This is a genomic window from Planctomyces sp. SH-PL14, assembly GCF_001610835.1.
GTDB lineage: Bacteria > Planctomycetota > Planctomycetia > Planctomycetales > Planctomycetaceae > Planctomyces_A.
In genome coordinates this window covers 6264579-6283561 of record NZ_CP011270.1, presented here as the reverse complement: position 1 = coordinate 6283561, position 18983 = coordinate 6264579, and the positions used below count along the sequence as shown (strand labels likewise).

The 18983-nt window shown below is 66.9% G+C and carries 14 protein-coding genes; 7 read left to right on the top strand and 7 right to left on the bottom strand.

Annotated elements, in window-relative coordinates; all coding sequences use genetic code 11:
• Window positions 1–5: 5 nt before the first annotated feature.
• Window positions 6–566: a dihydrofolate reductase family protein gene (locus tag VT03_RS24030; RefSeq protein ID WP_075095355.1), complete on the bottom strand. Its 561-nt coding sequence runs from the start codon at window positions 564–566 to the stop codon at window positions 6–8.
• 269 nt (window positions 567–835) lie between these two features.
• On the opposite strand from VT03_RS24030, the gene VT03_RS24025 reads away from it, so the two are divergent.
• The 3 genes from VT03_RS24025 to VT03_RS24015 all read left to right on the top strand — a co-directional run bounded on the left by VT03_RS24025 (window position 836) and on the right by VT03_RS24015 (window position 4681).
• Window positions 836–1867 (top strand): non-reducing end alpha-L-arabinofuranosidase family hydrolase, encoded by a 1032-nt coding sequence (locus VT03_RS24025; protein WP_075095354.1) that lies wholly within the window; start codon window positions 836–838, stop codon window positions 1865–1867.
• Window positions 1868–1991: 124 nt separating this feature from the next.
• Window positions 1992–2798 (top strand): serine protease, encoded by an 807-nt coding sequence (locus VT03_RS24020; RefSeq protein ID WP_082846478.1) that lies wholly within the window; start codon window positions 1992–1994, stop codon window positions 2796–2798.
• A 239-nt stretch (window positions 2799–3037) separates the two neighbouring features.
• Window positions 3038–4681, top strand: a complete 1644-nt coding sequence (locus VT03_RS24015) for a redoxin family protein (RefSeq protein WP_156514719.1) — start codon at window positions 3038–3040, stop codon at window positions 4679–4681.
• A 142-nt stretch (window positions 4682–4823) separates the two neighbouring features.
• On the opposite strand, the gene VT03_RS24010 is transcribed toward VT03_RS24015, so the two are convergent.
• The 4 genes from VT03_RS24010 to VT03_RS23995 all read right to left on the bottom strand — a co-directional run bounded on the left by VT03_RS24010 (window position 4824) and on the right by VT03_RS23995 (window position 8946).
• The gene (locus VT03_RS24010) at window positions 4824–5831 is read right to left on the bottom strand and encodes an alpha/beta hydrolase (protein WP_082846477.1); all 1008 of its coding nucleotides are present in this window, start codon (window positions 5829–5831) and stop codon (window positions 4824–4826) included.
• 299 nt (window positions 5832–6130) lie between these two features.
• Window positions 6131–6526, bottom strand: coding sequence for a hypothetical protein (locus VT03_RS24005; protein ID WP_197489061.1), 396 nt, complete (start codon window positions 6524–6526; stop codon window positions 6131–6133).
• Between the two features lie 193 nt (window positions 6527–6719).
• Window positions 6720–7529 carry an ankyrin repeat domain-containing protein gene (locus VT03_RS24000; RefSeq protein WP_075095351.1) on the bottom strand — a complete coding sequence of 270 codons (810 nt, stop codon included), beginning with the start codon at window positions 7527–7529 and terminating at the stop codon, window positions 6720–6722.
• Between the two features lie 109 nt (window positions 7530–7638).
• Window positions 7639–8946, bottom strand: a complete 1308-nt coding sequence (locus tag VT03_RS23995) for a hypothetical protein (protein WP_075095350.1) — start codon at window positions 8944–8946, stop codon at window positions 7639–7641.
• Window positions 8947–9521: 575 nt separating this feature from the next.
• On the opposite strand from VT03_RS23995, the gene VT03_RS23990 reads away from it, so the two are divergent.
• The 3 genes from VT03_RS23990 (at window position 9522) to VT03_RS23980 (ending at window position 10952) form a co-directional block, all read left to right on the top strand.
• On the top strand, window positions 9522–10097 hold the full coding sequence (locus tag VT03_RS23990) for a DUF6940 family protein (protein ID WP_075095349.1): 576 nt from the start codon (window positions 9522–9524) through the stop codon (window positions 10095–10097).
• A 50-nt stretch (window positions 10098–10147) separates the two neighbouring features.
• Complete coding sequence (locus VT03_RS23985; RefSeq protein ID WP_156514718.1) at window positions 10148–10486, top strand: hypothetical protein; 339 nt, start codon at window positions 10148–10150, stop codon at window positions 10484–10486.
• A 241-nt stretch (window positions 10487–10727) separates the two neighbouring features.
• Window positions 10728–10952 carry a hypothetical protein gene (locus VT03_RS23980; RefSeq protein ID WP_075095347.1) on the top strand — a complete coding sequence of 75 codons (225 nt, stop codon included), beginning with the start codon at window positions 10728–10730 and terminating at the stop codon, window positions 10950–10952.
• A 94-nt stretch (window positions 10953–11046) separates the two neighbouring features.
• Here the strand turns inward: VT03_RS23980 and VT03_RS23975 are convergent, their stop codons facing one another.
• Window positions 11047–11445 (bottom strand): hypothetical protein, encoded by a 399-nt coding sequence (locus VT03_RS23975; protein WP_075095346.1) that lies wholly within the window; start codon window positions 11443–11445, stop codon window positions 11047–11049.
• A gap of 421 nt (window positions 11446–11866) precedes the next feature.
• Between VT03_RS23975 and VT03_RS23970 the strand changes: the two genes are divergently transcribed.
• Window positions 11867–17770: a protein kinase domain-containing protein gene (locus tag VT03_RS23970; protein WP_075095345.1), complete on the top strand. Its 5904-nt coding sequence runs from the start codon at window positions 11867–11869 to the stop codon at window positions 17768–17770.
• A gap of 336 nt (window positions 17771–18106) precedes the next feature.
• Here the strand turns inward: VT03_RS23970 and deoC are convergent, their stop codons facing one another.
• A complete protein-coding gene (gene deoC / locus VT03_RS23965; protein WP_075095344.1) occupies window positions 18107–18892 on the bottom strand; it encodes a deoxyribose-phosphate aldolase in 786 nt (261 codons plus the stop codon).
• Between the last annotated feature and the right edge of the window lie 91 nt (window positions 18893–18983).

The following is an 18983-nucleotide window of genomic DNA, read 5'->3' as shown; positions in this document are numbered from 1 at the left end:
GCGGATTACCGCTTCGGCTCGTAGCGCAGCGCCACCGCCCCCGAGGCAAACTCGCGCCGGCCGACCAGCCTCAGGTCGACGTACTTCGACAGCCCCGCGAACAACGTCCGTCCGTGCCCCACGAGCCTGGGGTGCACGATGAACTCGTACTCGTCGATCAGCCCCATTTCGGCGAGCGCCAGCGGGAGCGTCACCCCTCCCGTGTACAGCCCCTCCCCCGGCTCCTCCTTGAGCTGCTGAACGGTCTTTCCCAGGTCCCCGCGGACGAGCTCCGCGTTCCAGTCGACGCGGTCGAGCGTGCTGGAGACGACGTGCTTCCTGGCCGCGTGGATCGATCGGGCGAATGGCTCCGTCCACTCCGGCATCCAGTCCGGCCGCACTCCAGTCTCCGCGACCGGCCGCCACGCGGACTCCATCATTTCGTAGATCACCCGGCCGAAAATGAGGGCATCGGCCCGCGCGATCCCCTCCGCCGCGTAACGATGCAGCTCCTCGTCCGGGACCATCTCCCGATGATCGCAGCACCCGTCCAGCGAGACATTGATGGAAAATCGAAGGGGTCGCATGGCGGCAGCATACCGGTCGCCGGGTCGCCAGACCACGGGACGTGGCGCGGGTGAAGAAGGCTCATCGAGGGGAAGAACGTCCTCTCACCGCCGTACTTTGTCCCGCCCTGCCCGGCGCTGGCCTGGCCGCCGCCGGCCCGATGGTCGTTTGCCGGCACGGGACGAGGTATCTTCCGGCACTGGACCTCGTCGCCTCGCGAGACTCCGGCGCGGCCCCGGACATTCGGCGCGGCGGCGGGAGCCCGCCCTTTCGAAATGGAGGACGCTGCATGTCGCCTGTCCGGTTCCTGCTTGTCTGGTCCGTCGTCTCGGCATGCGGCGCCTTGCGGGCCGCCGATGAGCCGGCGGAGCTGCGTCCGCCCTTCCGCTGGTCGCTGTCGGCCTCCCTCGTCCGGCCCGCCGAGCGCTCCTCCGACCGGTGCGTCTCGATCAAGGATCCGACGGTCGTCCGCCACGACGGAAAGTGGCACCTCTTCTGCACGATCCGGAGCGAGAAGCGGACGCACCAGATCGAGAACCTCGCCTTCGACGACTGGAAGAACGCCGACGCCGCGCCGCGGCACGTCCTCACGTTGAACGACGGGTACTTCTGCGCCCCGCAGGTGTTCTACTACGCGCCGCACAAGCTCTGGTATCTCGTCTATCAGGTGAGCGAGAAGGGGCACCGGCAGGGGCTTCAGCCGGCCTACTCGACCACGGCGGACCTCGGCGATCCCGCGTCCTGGACGAAGCCGCGGCTGATGTTCTCCCGCGATCCCGAGAGCGTGAAATCGTGGATCGACTTCTGGGTGATCTGCGACGAGACCCACGGGCGTCTCTTCTTTACGTCGAACGACGGCCGGATGTGGCGGTCCGACGCCCTCCTGGCCGACTTTCCGCTCGGCTGGAACGAGCCGAAGATCGTTCTCCAGGGAGACATCTTCGAGGCCAGCCAAACGTACCGCGTGAAGGAGACCGAACGATACCTGACGATCATCGAGGCGATCGGCCACGGACGGCGATACTACAAGGCCTATGACTCGGACCGGCTCGATGGGGAGTGGTCGCCGCTGGCGGATTCCTGGGAGCGGCCGTTCGCCTCGTCGGAGAACGTGGTCCCGGATGTCTCCCCGCGGTGGACCGACCACATCAGCCATGGAGAGTTCCTGCGGCTCGGGGTCGACGAGCGGATGGAGATCTCGGTGAAGAAGCTGGAGTTCCTGATCCAGGGGGTTCGCGACGAGAACTACCGTGGACGGAAGTACGGCGAGATCCCCTGGGAGCTCGGTTTGCTGCGGGCCCTTCCTCCCGGCGCCGATTGACGCCCGCCCCTTCCGCTCCCAGCTTTCCATCGTGAGGCGGCCTCCACTCCGATTTGTCCGACCGCCGCGTGAGAGATTCCACCGAGTCACGGTCCAAGCCGACCTCGTTCCCGTGAGCCATCTGATGAGATCCGTCTTTTTGACTGCCCTGCTGGGGTTGTTCGCGGTGAGTGCCTCTCCGGTCCGGGGAGGCGACTTCGCTACCGCCACGCTCGACGCGACGTTCAAGCTGTTTCACAAGGACTCGACCGCCGCGTGCGTCCTGATTCGGCGCGACCGTTCGCCGGAGGACGAGAGCCTCTACCTGGCGACGGCGGCCCACGTGCTGGAGCGGACGAAAGGCGAGACCGCGATCCTGGTACTCAGGGAACAGCGTGACGACGGCTCCTATGTCCGGCGCGACCACACGATCGCCGTCCGGCAAGGGGACGAGCCCCTGTGGGTGAAGCATCCCACGGAGGATGCGGCGGTCCTCCGGCTGGCGGAGAACCTGCCGGTTCCAGTCGCGCCGCTGCCGGCGTCCGCGCTGGCGGACGAAGCGTCGCTCCGGGATGCCGGGCTGCACATCTGCAGTCCGATCTTCGCCCTCTCCTACCCGCAGCGGTTCGAGGCGAACGAGGCGGGGTTTGCCGTGGCGCGGCAGGGAATCATTGCCAGCCATCCGTTCCTGCCGATCGAGCGGCATCACACGTTCCTCGCCGACCTGACGGCGTTCAGCGGCGACAGCGGAGGGCCGGTCTTTGTCGAGGGGAAGAACGGGAACCCGCTGCTCATCGGGATGGCCCTCGCCCAGTACCGGCACGACGAGCGGATCACGACGGAGTTCGAAGAGCGGACGGTGCATGTTCCGCTGGGGCTGAGCATGGTGCTCCACGCCCAGTTCGTTCGGGAGACGATCGAGACCGCGTCCAAGGCGGCCTCGTCCAAGTAGCACGACCCGGCTGTTCGGCAGTGACCCCCGAAATCTATGATGACCGGGCTCTGACCTCACGGAACTCTGCCGATGGCCTTCCTTCGCGCGCTGCTCGTGTGTTGTCTCTTCGCAGCCGTTGCCGCGGCCGCTCGGGCCGATGAGCCTGCGATCGGGGATACCATCGGCGACCTGCGGTTCAAGGACATCCGCTCGCTCAATCGGTCGCTTCGCGATCTCGGCGAGAACAAGGGGACGTCCTGGTCTTCACCAACACGACCTGCCCGATCGTCCAGAAGTCGTGGCCGCGGCTCGTCCGGATGGAGGAGGCGTTCCGGCCGCGGGGGGTCCAGTTCGTCGGCGTGAATGTCGGCCCGGACGATGAGATCGCCGAGATCGCCCAGCAGGGGATCGACTTTGGCGTCCCCTTTCCGCTCGTGAAGGATGTCGACGGCTCGTGCGCGAAGGCCCTGGGGGTGCGGCGGACGCCGGAGGTGGCGGTCCTCGACGCGGACGGGCGGCTCCGGTATCGCGGGCAGATCGACGATCAGAATCGTCTCGGCGGCGCGCGGCCGCAGCCGACCCGCGACGACCTGCGTCTGGCCCTCGAGGACCTGCTGGCCGGACGGGAGGTCGCGGTGCGCGAGACGCCGGTCGACGGATGCCTGATCCCGGAGTTCGCGGCCGCGACGGGATCGACCGCGCCTCGTGCCGCGGAACCGGTCACCTTTCATGAGCACATCGTCCCGCTCCTCCAGGTTCACTGCCAGGAGTGTCACCACACGGGGGGCGGAGCGCCGTTCCCGCTGATGACGCACGAAGAGACGAGCAGCCAGGGAGCCATGATCGCGGAGGTGGTGGCCGACCGCCGGATGCCCCCCTGGCACGCCGCGCGGAGCGAACACTTTGCCAACGAGCGGGGGCTGACTTCGGCCGAGCGGCGGCGCGTGATCGACTGGGTGCGGGCCGGGTGCCCGGCGGGGGACACGGCAAAGGCGCCGCCGCCGCGGACGTTCCCGGACGGAAAGTGGGAGATCGGCGAGCCGGACCTCGTGCTGAAGGCGGTCGAGACCCACAGCCTGCCGGCGGACGGATTCGTCGACTACCGGTACGTCGTCCTGCCGCACCTGTTCCTGCAGGAGACCTGGATCTCGGCGGCGGAGACCCTCCCCTCCAATCCGGCCGTGGTCCACCACTGCAACATGGGCTATTTCCAAATCGGCAAGGAGTTCGACGACAGCAACTTCATCACAGGGCGGGTCCCGGGGGGGACGGCGATGCGTCTCGACGACGGCTACGCCCTGCGGATCCCGGCAGGGTCGGTGGTGGGCTTGCAGATCCACTACACAACGACCGGCAAGCCAGAGAAGAACCGGATGTCGGTCGGGTTCCGGTATCCGCGGGGGGTCGTCCGCAAGGAGCTGAAGCACCTGCAGGTCACGACCTCGAAGTTCGCCATCCCGCCGGGGGCGGGGGCCCACGAGGTCCGGGCGAGTCGCACGCTCCCCTGCGACGCGACCGGCGTGGGGATGTTCGCCCACATGCACCTGCGGGGGAAGGACATGACGTTCCTGGCGCATCCCCCCGAAGCCGGGGACGCCGGCGCGTCGGGACCCGAAGTGGGACCGGACCGGTTACTGTCGATTCCGAACTACCACTACGACTGGCAGCAGAACTACCGGTGGGCGCCGGGGGACAAGCGGTTCGCGAAGGGAACGCGGATCGAGGTGATCGCGCACTTCGACAACTCGCGGTTCAACCCGTTCAATCCCGACCCGGAGGCGACGGTGCGGAACGGACCGCAGACCATTCACGAGATGATGTTCGGGTTTTTCTTCTACACCGACGACAACGAGACGCTGGACCTGCGGACGGATCCGAAGAACGGACACGTCGTGCGTTGAGGTTTTTCGCTCGGACCGCTCGGCCATGTCCGTTGTGGTTTGGACCGTTCCTCATTGAAAGTGCCTCCGGCGGCCAGGGCTTCCAGCCCTGGACCCGGGGCTCTGGTTCCTCTCACTTCAGCGAACGCCTGCCAACCGAAGACTACTTCCCCTTCTTCCCGAACGCCTCAACATCCTTGGCCGCCTTTGTCGGCGTTCCCGGCTTGTCGAGGAATCCCAGATCCTTGAACCAGTCGATGTAGCGGTCCGTCCAGGTGGCAAACGGAATACCGCCCCGGGCCGTGAGCCCTCCCCCGTGCCCGCCGTTGCCATAGATGTGCATCTCGAGATTCGGAACCCCCGCCTTCAGCATCGCCGTGAAGTAGTCGGCGGCCCACAGGGCATGGACCCGGTCACCGGGGCCGGCCGAGGCGATGAAGCTCGGCGGGCAGTTCTTGGGGATCTTCGTCTCCGGGGCCTTCGTAAACGGCGTCGGGCCGGGGTAGATCACCCCGACAAAGTCCGGTCGCGGGGAGACCTTGGCCAGGGGATCGGCGGAGCCGGAGTTCTCTTTTTCAAAGTCGTCAAAGAAGAGGGCCGTCGGCGCGGAGAGTTCCGCGCCCGCGGAAAAGCCCATGATCCCGATCCGGGCGGGGTCGAGCTTCCACTCGGCGGCGTGCGAGCGGACGAGACGGATCGCCTGGAAGGCGTCGTTCACGGCGTCCGTGGTCGGTTCGTAGCCGTCGATCCGCAGGCGGTTGCGGAGGATGATCGTCGAGACGCCGTACTTCTTGAAGAACGGGACGAAGTCCCCCCCTTCAGGTCCGACCCACAGGATCTGATGCCCGCCCCCGGGAGCAATGATGACCGCCGCGCCGGTGTTCGCCGGGTCATCACCGGCCAGGTGGACCTCGATCGAGGGGTTGTGGACGCCGATGACGTTGAGCGTCTTGTCCGACTTTCCCTTCGTGTTGTACTGCTCCGCCTCGTGCAGCTTCTCCCGCTTGAGCTTCGGCGAGTCCGCCGGATAGAGCGGGAGAACCTGCCCGCCGGCGATGATCGGCTGCGGGACGAACGGCTTCCGGGCCGCGTCCTGAGCGAGGACGCCCCGGCCCGGCATCAACGGACAGAGAGCCAGACAAAGAAGGAGGGAACGGAGGGGGAATCTCATGAGCGGCTTTCCGGAGGAACAGCAGGGGAAGGGCGACGGACTACGGGAGTCCGTTGCGGCGGGTCGCAGTAGAGGGTGGGGGATCGCGAGCGGCAATTCCAGGCCAGCCCGGAGCCGTTCGCGCTGGCCGGCTCGTGCCGAGCGGCCAAGTGAGGCGTGAATCCCCCGCGCCACGGAGACGGTCGGCGTCCGGCAGTTAGGAGAGGTCGCGTCCTGAGCTCACTTACCCCTCCACTGCCGCCCGCGGAGAACGATCAGACGGAGTCCGTTTCAGCGATGGCGAAACTCGGCTCGCCCGTTCAACGTCGTCCGTCATCCGGGGCTCCCAGCCGCTCCCGCAGCCGCCTGGCTCCGTACGTCCCCCGGATGCAGAACGGACAGGTGCAGTACGGCGGCTTCCCCTTCGCTGACGGGGAGAACCGCCAGCCCACGACTTGAGGCACCTTCCGGATCGCGTGCAACTCATCGACTTCGATCCGCCGCGGAATCACGACTTCCCAGCCTCGAGCGTCCTCGGCGGAGGAGAACGCGCATACCGCTTCGGCGGCGGTCATCCAGCGGTGGGGCTGGCCGTAGTGGCCAACCCAGACCGCCTCTTCGTCGGGAATCCGAAAGTACACCCCCGACATGAGACCCGAACTGTTTCGCCTCAGCTCCCGCAGCCACTGGTGCGAGAGGAAAAAGTTCCTCGTCACCGGAACGGCAAAGAGTCCTACGGGGAATTCTCCTCCAGGACGTCGCAACCGGGCGATGCCGCTTCGGCGAATTCGGGCCAGGCACGAATTCGAAGCCAGGTGGACGAACATTGCCATCGCGCTGGCGTCTCTCTGGAATTTCGGCCGACATTCGGCACGGTTGCCGAAGCGACGGCAACGACACCGGCGGCCCCTACGAAGTTCTCTGCGTTCTCAGGAATTCCGCCACTTCCGGCTGGTTGGTGTTCACCGCGATCGTGGCGGCAGTCTGGCCCTCGTAGTCGACCGCCTCGAGATCGCATCCCCGGGCCACGAGGGCCTTCGCCACCCGCATTGCGTCGGCCGGCGGGAGGGAGGTGCAGGCCATCAGCGGGGTGGTCCCGATGACGGAGCCGCGATCGACGTCCGCTCCCCCTTCGATCAAGAGGAGCGCGATCGCCACGTCCTTCTTCATAATCGCCAGGAGCAGCGCGGTGTGGCCGTCGTAGACCGCGTTCAGGTCCGCTTTCTCTTCCACGGCCTGCTGCACGACATCGAGCCTTCCTTTCCACACCGCCTTGGCCAGATGGGCAAAGCGAGGGACTTCGCGGTCGTCGTCCACCTGCTCGGCGACCGGATCCTGGTAGTCGTCCCGGGCGAACGGGGCGAGATCCAGACCGATGCCGCTCTCCTGCGACCATTCGTCAAAACACCCTTCGCCGATGCCGTCGCTCCATTGTCCGAGAGTCTGATCGGTGAGCGCCTGGAGCTGGTCTGGGCTGAGCTCCACCGGCGACCAGTACTCGCTGACGACCCGCAGACCGCTTTGGTCCGGAGCCCACACAACTTCAATCGCGCCGCCGACAATACTGATGTCGTTCAGCTGCTCATGATCGAGATAGTTCGCGCACAGGTCGCCGTCGTACCGCAGGCCGCCGAGTGACCGGAGCCGCGCCGCGTCGGTGATGATCTCGCCGGTCTCGTCATCGTGAGCCGACGCCTGGCCCGAGACAAGGATCTTCATGGTGGGGACTCTCTTCGCGCAGGGGGCTTCAAGCGGGGAGGCTTCAAGCGGGCAGGGACAACAATCGACACATCCGATCTGCCAACGATCTCCGGCCGGTGTGCCTACGCTAGGCCAGCCTGGATCCGCCGGGGAGCCTGAACAGGACAGAGTGCAGCGAGCCGAGGAGTTCGTCGGCGTTCGGGATCTCGTCGAGGACCTTGGCCAGTTCGGACCAGGCAGACTGTTTCGTCAGGAGAGGGATCAAGGTCTCTCGCCGCTTTGCGGCGTTCTTGATCGATCTCGCTTTGGCGATCATGGCCGCGAGCCCCGGGGCTTCGAACTGCTCGTCCGCGGCTTTGAGGGCCCCCTTGCGAAATCCGGGGTCCCGTTCCGCTTTGCCCGCCTGGATAGCGAAGCCGAGCAGCTCACGAGCCGCCTCGGGACTGTCGAGTTCCGCCAGCAGTTCGGCCAGCTCCGTCAGGACGCCGGCCCCGACGAATCCGCCGTGGAGGCCCGGCCAACTGGGGAGATCGCGGAGGGTGCGCTGCAGCAGTCTGGCCGCCGTGTCCGCCTGGCCCGTCTGGAGGAAGAACCACAGCTCCTCGCTGATCTCGTGGACGGGGAAATGGATGTTGGAGTCGGGATCGCGTTTGAGCTTCTTCAAATGGCTGGCGACGCGGTCCTGCGCCCGCTTGTTCGCCAGATCGGTCAGCCCCATTCCCCAGAGGCTGCCGGTGGCGAGGTCGCTGGAATGCCTGTTCCGGTCGAGCCACGTCACATACCGGGCCAGGGCCGCGTCGTCCCCCAGGCGACGGAAGGCGTTCACCGCGCTGAGCGTCAGGCCGGGTTTCAGCCAGAACTGATCGACCTCCGGGATGAGCTTCGTCGTCTTCTGAAGGGCCTTGGCGGCGGTGGGTTTGTCCCCCGCCAGGAGCGCCGTGCGAAAGGCCAGCCGCGACTGGCCGAGTTGCCACAGGGGATCGTCCTTGCCCCCCGCGCTTGAGCCGGGCGGTTCGGGCAGTCCGTTCAGTTTCCGGACCTGGTTGAGCCGGATCTGAAGGGCCTTCCGCTCACGCGGCGGAGCGTTCGACTCGCGGGCTTCGGCCAGCCGAAGGTACTTTTCGGCGCGGCGGGGATCGGGCAGGTCGAGGGCGATCTGGACTGCCGTCAGGGCCAGGAAGCCGCTGGCCTGGCACTCCGAGGGGGGCAACCGGTCGAGCAGCCGCTGAAGCCGCTTGAGCGCTGCGGTCTCTTGTCCGCACTCGGCGAGCTGCTTGAGTGGAACGCAGGCCTGGAGTCCGGCGGCAGCTGGCTTGGGGTGCTGCTCGCACAGGTCCAGCTGGACTTCGAGCCATGGCCGGAGGTCGGCGGTGTGGGGCCACTTTCGTGGTTTCCGGGTCTCCCTGTTGACGGCCGCCGTCTTCGCTTTCGCCACGAAGTTTGCTCCCGCACAGTCGGGACGGGCCGGTCTCAGAGTTTCTGGACGAGGGCGCCGGCCTCAATGCCCCGCGGACGGCGATGATATCCAGCGAGGAATCGTCAACAAGGCGGCCGGGTCTCCCCAGCGCAGCCGACGCCCCTCGTCCACCGGGTCCAGGGCCCCCCTGGTGGGGAGTGCAGAGGGGCCTGTGTTGTTTTCTCGACCCCTTTGCCCGCCGGAGGCCCTCTCGTCGAGAGATGTCTGAAGGAGAGCGTGTCCAAGCGCGGACACCGTTCCGGATGCCCCCTTACCAACCCGCGGGGATTGCAAAGCGAGCGATGTGGTTTGAGGGAGTCCTCGCCACTCGTTCCACCAAGGGGACGTCCCTTGTGCACCACGGTTCCTCACAGGAGTGCCTCCGGCGGCAAGGGGGCGTGGCCCCCTTGACCCCAGGCTGCCGTCGCAAGTTGGGTTTGAGCGAGCAACGCTATGCCGGCAAGAACGCGGTTCGAGCGGGTGAGACTTGTTCCCCGGAAGTCTGGGCAGGACAGTGACGGCAGTCGCCTTCTTCGTCATGGAGTCCCCTGCCGATGTGGACAAGTCGCAGCGAAGAACTCCCCAGTCACCGCGGCCTGCGGTTGGCGCTCGATCTCGAATCGCGTCCGGCAACCGTCATGGAGGTGCTACGGGGCTGGCGCGAGGAGGCCGGGTTTCGGACTTGGTTCAACGGGCTGCTGGCCGCGGTTCCCTTCGCCGAGTTCCGGTGGGAGACGCCAGCCGTTACGACCGACACCGTGTCGCGTCCATTTGAGTGCGTGGTCCTCGATGCTCCGGGGCTGGCTCGGACTCCCGATCCACAGGCGTTTTCCGAGCACTTTGCTGGAGCGGAGGAGGACGTCGTGGCGATCCCGAATCTCAGCGGGGATGCGATCCTCGTCGTTCCATGCCCGGTCGCCGACCAATCCGCGTACGGACACCTGGCGGCGTTCGTTCGACAGGCTCCCACGGATCAGCGGGACGCGTTGTGGCGGCTCGTCGGGGAGACCACGGCGCGGCGGATCGGGACCAGGCCCGTCTGGCTCAGTACCGCCGGAGCCGGGGTCTCCTGGCTCCATGTCCGGCTGGATGAACGACCGAAGTATTATGGTTTCGCTCCCTACCGATGATGTGGGCCGTTGAGCCATTCAGGCTCAGCACTCCGAACCGGGAGGTCGCGTTGCCGGACCGATTCCGATTGACCGTGGATGGAAACGACGTGGAGCTGCGGTCTCTTCAGATGCACGCCCACGCCAAGTCCGAATCGCACCAGCACCGGTACGTCCTGGTGATCGCTCGGGAGGGTCTGGGGCGGGAGATGGAGGACCGGTTCGAGGCTCGCGGCGAGATTGAGCTGAGCGTGATGAAGACCGCCTCGCTGTTCAACACGCTGCGGGCCTGGATCCCGCCGCAGATGAAGGGGGGCCCGCTGAAGTACTGGGCCTACACGGTAGAGCGGCTGGTCGTCACCGGAGACGAGGTCGAGATCGCCGGAGAATGTGCGCCCCACGACGGGTAGCGCGCCGGGCCGTTTGCCGAAGGGATTCCCGCAGCCCCCCGAGTCCAGGGCGGGCCGCCCTGGCCGCTGGAGGCCTTTTCGCTGAGGAACGGTCCAATTCCCACAGAGCGCTGCAGGGACAAGAAGAACCCTGAAGCCGATTTTAAGTACGCGTCACCCTCCTCTCACTCGCGATGGCGATTGTGAACGGTGTCCCGTCGGTCGCATTCAGGCGTCCGAGGGGCTCCACGAGGAGGCCGAGATGAAAGAACGAATTCTGCTGATTCCGATGCTGGTGATCCTGACGGCGCCGGTGGTCATTGCCATCGGGTGCATGTTTCTGGAGGTCTGGTCGAAGACCTGGGGAGAGCTCGCGAACGGGATCGAGCCGACGGGGTCGGAGGCCCCCTCCGTCGCGACGCCGGAACGAGTCAGCGCGGTGCTGAAGCCGGCGAAGTTCTCTCGTCGCCTTTCCCACTCGCTTTGAAGCGTCCTGGCCAAAGCACTCCGCCCGCGACCGTTTCAACGAAAGTGCCTCCGGCGGCCAGTGCTGCTCGCCTTGGACCCCAGGGTTCTTTCTTTCAGCCCTGGCGGTGGATGTTGAACCAGCGGCGGCAGTGGTCGCACTTCACGTCGCCGCTGGGGGAGACGTCGGCCCCCTCCGCGATCGAGGCGCCGCAGTTCGGGCAGCGGTAGCCGGCGGCTCCCTGGCTGGCTCCGACACCGGTTCCCGGCTCTGTCGGCGGGCCTCCCTGGCGGACCAGGTCCATCGCTTTCCGCAGGGCTTCGGCGTTCATCGGCAGGCGGCCGTAGACCATCGCGCCCCCCTGGAGGACGAACGCCAGGGCGATGAACGAGCCGAAGACGCGGAAGAACAGTGGCGGGGAGCCGAACTCGTTGAACGGCGTCAGCCACAGGAATCCCAGGACGGTCAGCCCGATCCCCAGCGGGACGATCCCCATCACGCGAATGAATCCCATTGGTTTCCTCTCCAGTCGCTGTCAACCCGGGCCGCCGGGCAGTCTGCGGAAATCGGGGCCTTTTGAGAAGCGGATCGTTCCAAACTCGGTAGAATCAGGACGTTCCAGCTCCGGGTCCGTTTTCCTCCGGCGGGCACCGGAGACCACAACGGGTCCGATCCGCCGGCGGATCAACGGCGCCAATCCTCCTTTGACCGTCTGCCGTCGCGGTGGCTCGCGAGACATGCGGCCCGACATAGGGATTGTGACTGTTGGCCGGGAGCGCAGTCCCCCGGCAACGGCCGAGGGCACCGGGCTCCGTCTGTTGCCGGAACGTCCGGGGGTTTGCGGATCGATCGGGCATTTTGCGTTTGACAGCTGTGACGGACCACGGCGAAAGATGTCAGGATGGCGGCGGGTTCTTTTTCGGCCGGGTGTCCTCATGATCTGTCCTGATTGTCATGCTCCCCTGTTCGGAGCCGGGCTGAAGCGCTGCCCGAGCTGCGGCAGCGCCCTGCCGGAACACTTCGCAAAGTCCCCCGCTCCCCCCCTTCCCCTGCCGCATGAGAACCCCGGCGGAACGCTGCAGGCCGACGAATTCGCCTCCGAGGAGGATGTCCGGGCGACGGGGGATTCCTCGCAGACCCTCCTCTCCGACGACGGGACCGGCGAGCCGCGTCCCGCCTCCGACTCCGCCCGGACCATGCAGTCCGATGAAGCCCTCGACATGTGGTTCGGCGGACGGGAGCCGGCCCAGCAGTCCGCCGACCCGATGACCTCCGACATCGTCTTCGAATCTCAGGCGGCGGCCGAGCGCCCCCCCGCGGCGCCCAGGCCCGAGCGCCCCGATCTGACGTTTGCCGAAGACGCCACCGCTCCCCCCGCCCCGGCTCCGACTCTGGCCCGCTCGCGTCCCCCGGCGCGGCCGGCCCCTCCCGCCGCGAAACCGGCGAAGCCGCGCCCGGAGCCCCGGCCCGATCAGACCATGGCGGAGGCGGAGTCCGATTCGCCGCCGGCCGCTCCCCGCGGCGCCGCGCCCGACCGGACGCTCGACTCCGGCGAGATGCCCCCCGCCACGGGCGATACGAGCGTCGACGCGACGTTCGTCTCCGACGAGTGGCCGGAGCACGAGGCGATCGAGCCTTCGAAGAAGACGCGGGCTTCCGACTCGCCGCCGTCGCCCATCGACAGCTCCGCCCAGACGATGACGTCGGACGACTTCGATCAGGGGAGCAACGAGAGCGGCTACGTCATCGTGACCCAGGGGAGCCACTCCCAGGGTCCGGACGAGAGCGCGCAGACGTTCCAGTCCGACGGCGGCGACGGAGGGCCGAACGAGAGCGCCCAGACGATGATGTCGGATGCGGGCGACGAAGACGCGGAAGTCCGCGCCAGCGAGATGCGGACGCTGCAGACGAACTTCGAGGACCTCAGTGGCGAACAGCCGGCGGCGACGCTCAAGTCCCGCGAGCTCCCTTCGCAGAGCATGGAGTCGGTCCGCGGCACGCTCGACACCGTCCCCCGCCGCTCGATGCGCTCGGGCGAGACGCAGCACATCAGCAGCCCGGACTACGACCTGATCAAGGTCCTTGGCGAGGGGGGGATGGGGGTCGTCTGGACCGCCCGGCAGACCTCGGTCGACCGCAACGTGGCGGTCAAGATGATCAAGGGGCCGGCCGCCTCGAACCGCACCCAGCGGCAGAAGTTCCTGGCGGAGGCGATCGTCACCGGGGACCTCGAGCACCCCAACATCGTCCCGATCTACGACGTCGGTTCGGACGCCAAGGGGATCCTCTTCTACAGCATGAAGAAGGTGGAGGGGACGCCGTGGCTCAAGGTCCTCAAGAAGAAGACGCTGCATGAGAACCTGGAGATTCTCCTCCGGACGGCGGACGCCGTGGCGTTCGCCCATGCCCGCGGGATCATCCACCGGGACCTCAAGCCCGAGAACGTGATGCTCGGGAGCTTCGGTGAAGTCCTCGTCATGGACTGGGGGCTGGCACTCCCGACCGAGCAGTTCCAGAAGGGGCGGGACATCGCTCTCCCGGGCATGGGAGGCACCCCCGCCTACATGGCCCCCGAAATGGCGACGGGGCCGCTCGACCGGATCACGTACTCCAGCGACGTCTATCTGCTGGGGGCGATCCTCTTTGAGCTGATCACCAACAAGGCTCCGCATCCGGGCAAGAAGGTTCAGGAGTGCCTCCTGAACGCGATGCGGAACGTCCTTACCGAGACCGACAAGTCCGGCGAGCTGCTCGATATCGCCTACAAGGCGATGGCGACCAATCCGCCCGATCGATACGCCACCGTTCAGGACTTCCAGACGGCGATCCGCGAGTACCTCTCGCACTCCGAGAGCATCGCCATGGCGGTCCGGGCTCAGGAGGACCTGGACGCCGCCCGGAAGACGAAGGAGTACACCGGCTTCAACAAAGCGGTCTTCGGCTTCGAAGAAGCGATCGAGCTGTGGCCCGCCAACGCGCAGGCCAGGACCGGCGTTCTGGCGGCCCGGCTGGCCTACGCCGAGACCGCCCTCGAACGGCACGACTATGACCTCGGCCTGTCGCTGGCGACGTCCGCCGAGCCGGCCCACATTGCGGTCCGGAACAAGCTGAAGGCGGGTCTCGAGGAACGGAACGCCCGGCAGCGACGGCTCCAGGCGGCCAAGCGGGCCATGGGGCTTATGGCGGCGGTGATCTTCCTGATCGCCAGCGTGGCGTTCTTCTGGATCCGGTCGGAACGGAACGTCGCCATCGCGCAGCGCGAGGAGGCGAAGAAGCAGGAAGGGATTGCCAAGGAACAGACGGCAATCGCCCAGGTCGAGCGGGACAACGCCAAGAAGCAGGAGAAGATTGCGGTCGAGCAGACCGAGATCGCCAAGACGGAGCGGGACAACGCCCAGACGCAGCAGAAGATTGCCGTCGAGCAGTCGATGATCGCCAAAAAAGAGCGCGACAACGCGCAGACCCAGCAGAAGATCGCCCAGGAGCAGCGGGACGAAGCGAAGAAGCAGGAGAAGATCGCCGTCGAGCAGACGCAGATTGCCAAGACGGAGCGGGACAACGCCCAGATGCAGCAGAAGATTGCCGTCGAGCAGTCGATGATCGCCAAGAAGGAGCGGGACAACGCGCAGATGCAGCAGAAGATCGCCCAGGAGCAGCGGGACGAGGCGAAGAAGCAGGAGATGCGGGCAATCGAGCAGAAGAAGCTCGCCGAAGAGCAGAAGCTCCTCGCGGAGGCCCAGCGGCAGGAGGCGGACAAGCAGCGGACGATCGCGGTCACGGCCAAAGAGGCCGAGGAGTACGAGTCCTACGTCGCCCGGATCGGGCTGGCGGCGGCCAAGATCGACGAGAACGCCTTCGACGTTGCGGAGACGCTCCTCAACCAGTGCAAGCCGGAGCTCCGGAACTGGGAGTGGGGCCGGCTGATGCACCTCTGCCGGCAGGCGTCGCGAGCCCTGACGATGGATGGCCCGGTCGACTCCGTGGCGGTCTCGCCGGACGGGTCGCTGATCGCCACCGGAAGCTGGGACCGGCAGGCCCGGATCTGGGACGCCGCGACCGGCAAGCTCAAGCTCTCGATCCCGCATCCCGATCTCTACGTTCACGGCGTCGCATGGTCTCCGGACGGAAAACTGCTCGCGACGGCGGGAAGTGCCCGGGACCGGTACGTCAACCTGTGGAACGCCGCGACGGGCGAACTCGTGGCAACGCTTCCCGGCCACACCGATGCCGCCGTGAGCGTCAACTTCTCCGACAACGGTCGCTGGCTCCTCTCGACCTCCTATGACGAGACCGCGCGGCTGTGGGACATGGCCGATCCCGCGAAGCCTCGCGAGGCGGCGGTGCTCCGCGAACACACGTGGTGGGTGTGGGATGCCGCTTTTTCCCCGAACTTTGCCCCCGGCGAGCCGAACTCGACGAACGGAATCGTGACGGTCAGCCAGGATGGCAAGGCCGTGGTCTGGAAGGTATCGACGAAGAAGAACGGAGAGAGCCTGGACGTGACCGCGGAGTCGGTCGGCCGGTTCACGTCGCACGAAGGACCGATCTACAGTGTCGCCTTCGATCCGAGCGGCAAGTCGGTCGCCACGGCCGGGTATGACCGGCGGGTGCTGCTCTGGAACCCGGTCGACGTCCCGCCGTTCAGCCTCTCGGACACCGAGGGACGTAAGACAGTCAAGTTCCGCGAACTCGACGGCCACACCGCGCCGGTCCAGTCGGTCGCCTTTTCGAAGGACGGGGCGCTGCTGGTCTCCGGCGGACGGGACAACTCCGTCAAGGTCTGGAGTATCGAGCAGGGGCGGTCGCTCAAGACCCTCCGCGGCCACAACAGCGCCGTTCGCGCGGCGGTCTTCTCGCCGGACGGCCGGACCGTCGCCTCCGCCAGCCAGGACCAGCGGGTCCTCCTGTGGGGGGTCGAGGATTACGAAGAGTTCCGCGTCCTCGAAGGACGCACGCTGGCCGGCCATACCGACGCCATCCTGGGGGCCTCGTTCTCGCCGGACGGGAAGCAGGTCCTGACCGCCAGCCGCGACCGGACCGCCCGCTCGTGGGATGCCCGGACCGGTAAGGAGCTGCAGACCTTCCGCGAGGGGCATGACTACCTCGCTTCGAGCGCCCTCGTCTTCCGCGACGGCCGGACGCTGATCACGGCCGCGGCCGACAACACGGTCCGGTTCTGGGACATCGCCGCCGGGACGCAGTTCCAGCGGCTTCCGGGGACCGGCTGGTCCGCGGCGGTCGCGCTCTCCTCCGACGAGCGGTGGCTCGTCACCGGGAGTGACGACGAGGCAGCTCGGCTGTGGGATCTGCGGACGCTGAGCCGCGAAGCGGGCGAGGACGCGCAGCACGCCGGGCGGATCGCCGAGCCGGCGCGGCTCAATGGCCACAACGGGCGGATCACCGCCGTCGCGTTCGCCCCGGGGTCGAACCTCGTCGCGACGGGCGACACGAACGGCCGATGCCTGCTGCACCGGATCCACGACAACGGCTCGTCGGAGCTTGTCTGGAACGTCCGCCACCACACGCGGCGGGTGACGTCACTCAAATTCCTGAATGAAAAGGAGCTCCTCTCCGCCAGCAGCGACCACACGGTCGGCCGGCTGAACGCGGCGAATGGCCAGGAGGTCGACGGGCTGCTTCTCAAGCACGCCGAGGCGGTCACGGTCGTGGCCATCTCGAAGGACCGGACGCGGATCGCGACGGTGAGCGAGCTGGAGTCGGCGGCGGGAGCGTTCACCGAGGGCTCGCACGTCACGATCTTCGATGCCGTGACGGCCAAGCCGCTGGAGGCGTTCGACATCAAGCAGTTCACCGTGACGTCGATCGACTTCACGCCGGACGGCAAGAGCCTGCTCAGCGCCTGTTCGGACAACACGGTGCGTCTCATCACGCCGGGGGGCGAGAAGCCCGTCGCGGCGCCGCTGATCGACTTCAACGCCCGCGGCGGACTCGTGTGGTCGGCGCGGCTGACCGACGATGCCCGCTCGATCATCACGGTCGGCGGAAGCGACGCCCGGCTGTGGGATGCGACGACGACCCGCGAGAGCATGACCTTCAGTCCGCACGGCGCGGTCGCCTCGGCGCGGTTCTCGCCGGACGGGGCGAAGGTCGTGACGGGGAGCTGGGACAACTCCGCCAAGATCTGGCAGGCTGAGACCGGCCAGGCACTCCTCAAGCTGGAGCATGGGCACGACGGTTACATCAACGCGACAGTCTATTCGCCCGATGGCCGGTTGATCCTGACCGCCAGCGACGACGGGACCGCCAAGCTGTGGGACGCCGCGACCGGCAAGATCCTGCGGACGCTGAAGGGACACACGGACCGGGTGCGGTCGGCGACATTCTCGCGGGATGGGAGCCAGATCCTGACGACGTCGAATGACAAGACCGCGCGGCTGTGGAACACCGCGACCGGAGAGCAGGTCGGAAAGCCTTTCGAGGGGCATACCTGGGCAGTGCTGTCGGGTCAGTTCTCGCCGGATGGGTCACGGATCCTGACGGGCGGGGAGGACAATGAGGCGCGGTTGTGGGATGTGGAGTCGCGGGGGACGGTTTCGGTCCTGCGGGGGCACACGGCCGCGGTGACGTCGGTGGCGTTCTCGCGGGACGGGAAGCGGGCCTTTACGGCGAGTCAGGACAACACGGCCAAGCTGTGGGATGCGACGCGGGCGGAGAGCAAGGAGATCCTGACGCTGAAGGGGCATTCGCAGGAGGTGACGGCAGTGACGTTCTCGCCGGATGGCCGGGAGGTGTTGACGGCCAGCCGGGACGGGAAGGCGATTCTGTGGTTGACGAGTGACTGGACGGAAAAGCACGGCCCGGTGGCAAAGCGTGATTAACCGCGTCCATGCCGGCACGACGTCGCTCGCTTAAACCCAATGTGCCACGGCCACAGGGGTCAAGGGGCCAGAAAACGACACAGGCCCCCTTGCCGCCGGAGGCACTTCCATGAGGAACCGTGGTAAGCCACGGACGCCCCCTTTGTGGAACCGGCGTTGAGGACTCAACGCTCGCGCTGGACTCCCCGTGGGTTGGTGAGGGGGCATCCGGCACGGTGTCCGCGTTTGGACACGATCTCCTTCAGACATCTCTCGACGAGAGGGCCTCCGGCGGGCAAAGGGGCGTTGCCCCTCTGCACTCCCCACCAGGGTGCCCCTGGACCCGGTGAAAAAAGTTCAGTAGCCGCCGTCTCCCAGTCGGCCCGTCGATGCTCCACCGGACTCCCCAGCACTCTCCCTGCGCCGATACTCATCCAGCAGCGCCGCCGTCGCCGACGCACCACACCGCGACGCTCCCAACTCACGAACCCGCATCAACCCATCCAGATCACGCACCCCCCCCGCCGCCTTCACCTGCACCTTCTCCGAACACGACCGCCGCATCAGCGCCAGGTCATGCTCCGTCGCCCCCTTGTAGTCGTAGCCCCCGCCCGGCTGCTTCACGAAACCATACCCCGTCGACGTCTTCACCCAGTCCGCCCCCGCCCGCTCACAGATCTGGCACAACTTCTCCTTGAGCACATCACTCGTCAGCCCCGCCCCGCCCCCTGACAGAAAATCGTTCTCCAGAATCACCTTCACCACCGCCCCGCGGCCATGCGCCTCATCGCACACGGCCCGCACGTCCCGCTCGACATACTCCCAGTCGCCACTCAGCGCCTTGCCGACATTGATCACCATGTCGATCTCGACCGCCCCGTCCTGACACGCCAGCTGCGTCTCATACCGCTTCGACTCCGTACACGCGCTCCCGTGCGGAAACCCAATCACCGCCCCCACCCGCACCCCGCTCCCCCGTAACAGCTCCGCCGCCACCCGGACCGCATACGGCTTGATACAGACCGAAGCGACACCGTACCGCACCGCCAGCCGACACCCCTCCTCCAGCTCCCGGTCCGTCATCGTCGGATGCAGCAGCGAGTGATCGATCATCCCCGCAAGCTCTTCAAAGCGGTACTTCATGGGCCTGGTCCTGTCTGGGCGTCTCGCGGGATCGGTACGGAAAAGCTTCTCACTGCGCGTGCCGCCGGAACACTCTCGGGCAACCCGCGCC

Bases quoted from the DNA above. Each gene is read 5' to 3' on its own strand.
- VT03_RS24030 (WP_075095355.1), bottom strand. From the start codon at position 566: ATGCGACCCCTTCGATTTTCCATCAATGTCTCGCTGGACGGGTGCTGC.
- VT03_RS24025 (WP_075095354.1), top strand. From the start codon at position 836: ATGTCGCCTGTCCGGTTCCTGCTTGTCTGGTCCGTCGTCTCGGCATGC.
- VT03_RS24020 (WP_082846478.1), top strand. From the start codon at position 1,992: ATGAGATCCGTCTTTTTGACTGCCCTGCTGGGGTTGTTCGCGGTGAGT.
- VT03_RS24010 (WP_082846477.1), bottom strand. From the start codon at position 5,831: ATGAGATTCCCCCTCCGTTCCCTCCTTCTTTGTCTGGCTCTCTGTCCG.
- VT03_RS24000 (WP_075095351.1), bottom strand. From the start codon at position 7,529: ATGAAGATCCTTGTCTCGGGCCAGGCGTCGGCTCACGATGACGAGACC.
- VT03_RS23990 (WP_075095349.1), top strand. From the start codon at position 9,522: ATGTGGACAAGTCGCAGCGAAGAACTCCCCAGTCACCGCGGCCTGCGG.
- VT03_RS23980 (WP_075095347.1), top strand. From the start codon at position 10,728: ATGAAAGAACGAATTCTGCTGATTCCGATGCTGGTGATCCTGACGGCG.
- VT03_RS23975 (WP_075095346.1), bottom strand. From the start codon at position 11,445: ATGGGATTCATTCGCGTGATGGGGATCGTCCCGCTGGGGATCGGGCTG.
- VT03_RS23970 (WP_075095345.1), top strand. From the start codon at position 11,867: ATGATCTGTCCTGATTGTCATGCTCCCCTGTTCGGAGCCGGGCTGAAG.
- deoC (WP_075095344.1), bottom strand. From the start codon at position 18,892: ATGAAGTACCGCTTTGAAGAGCTTGCGGGGATGATCGATCACTCGCTG.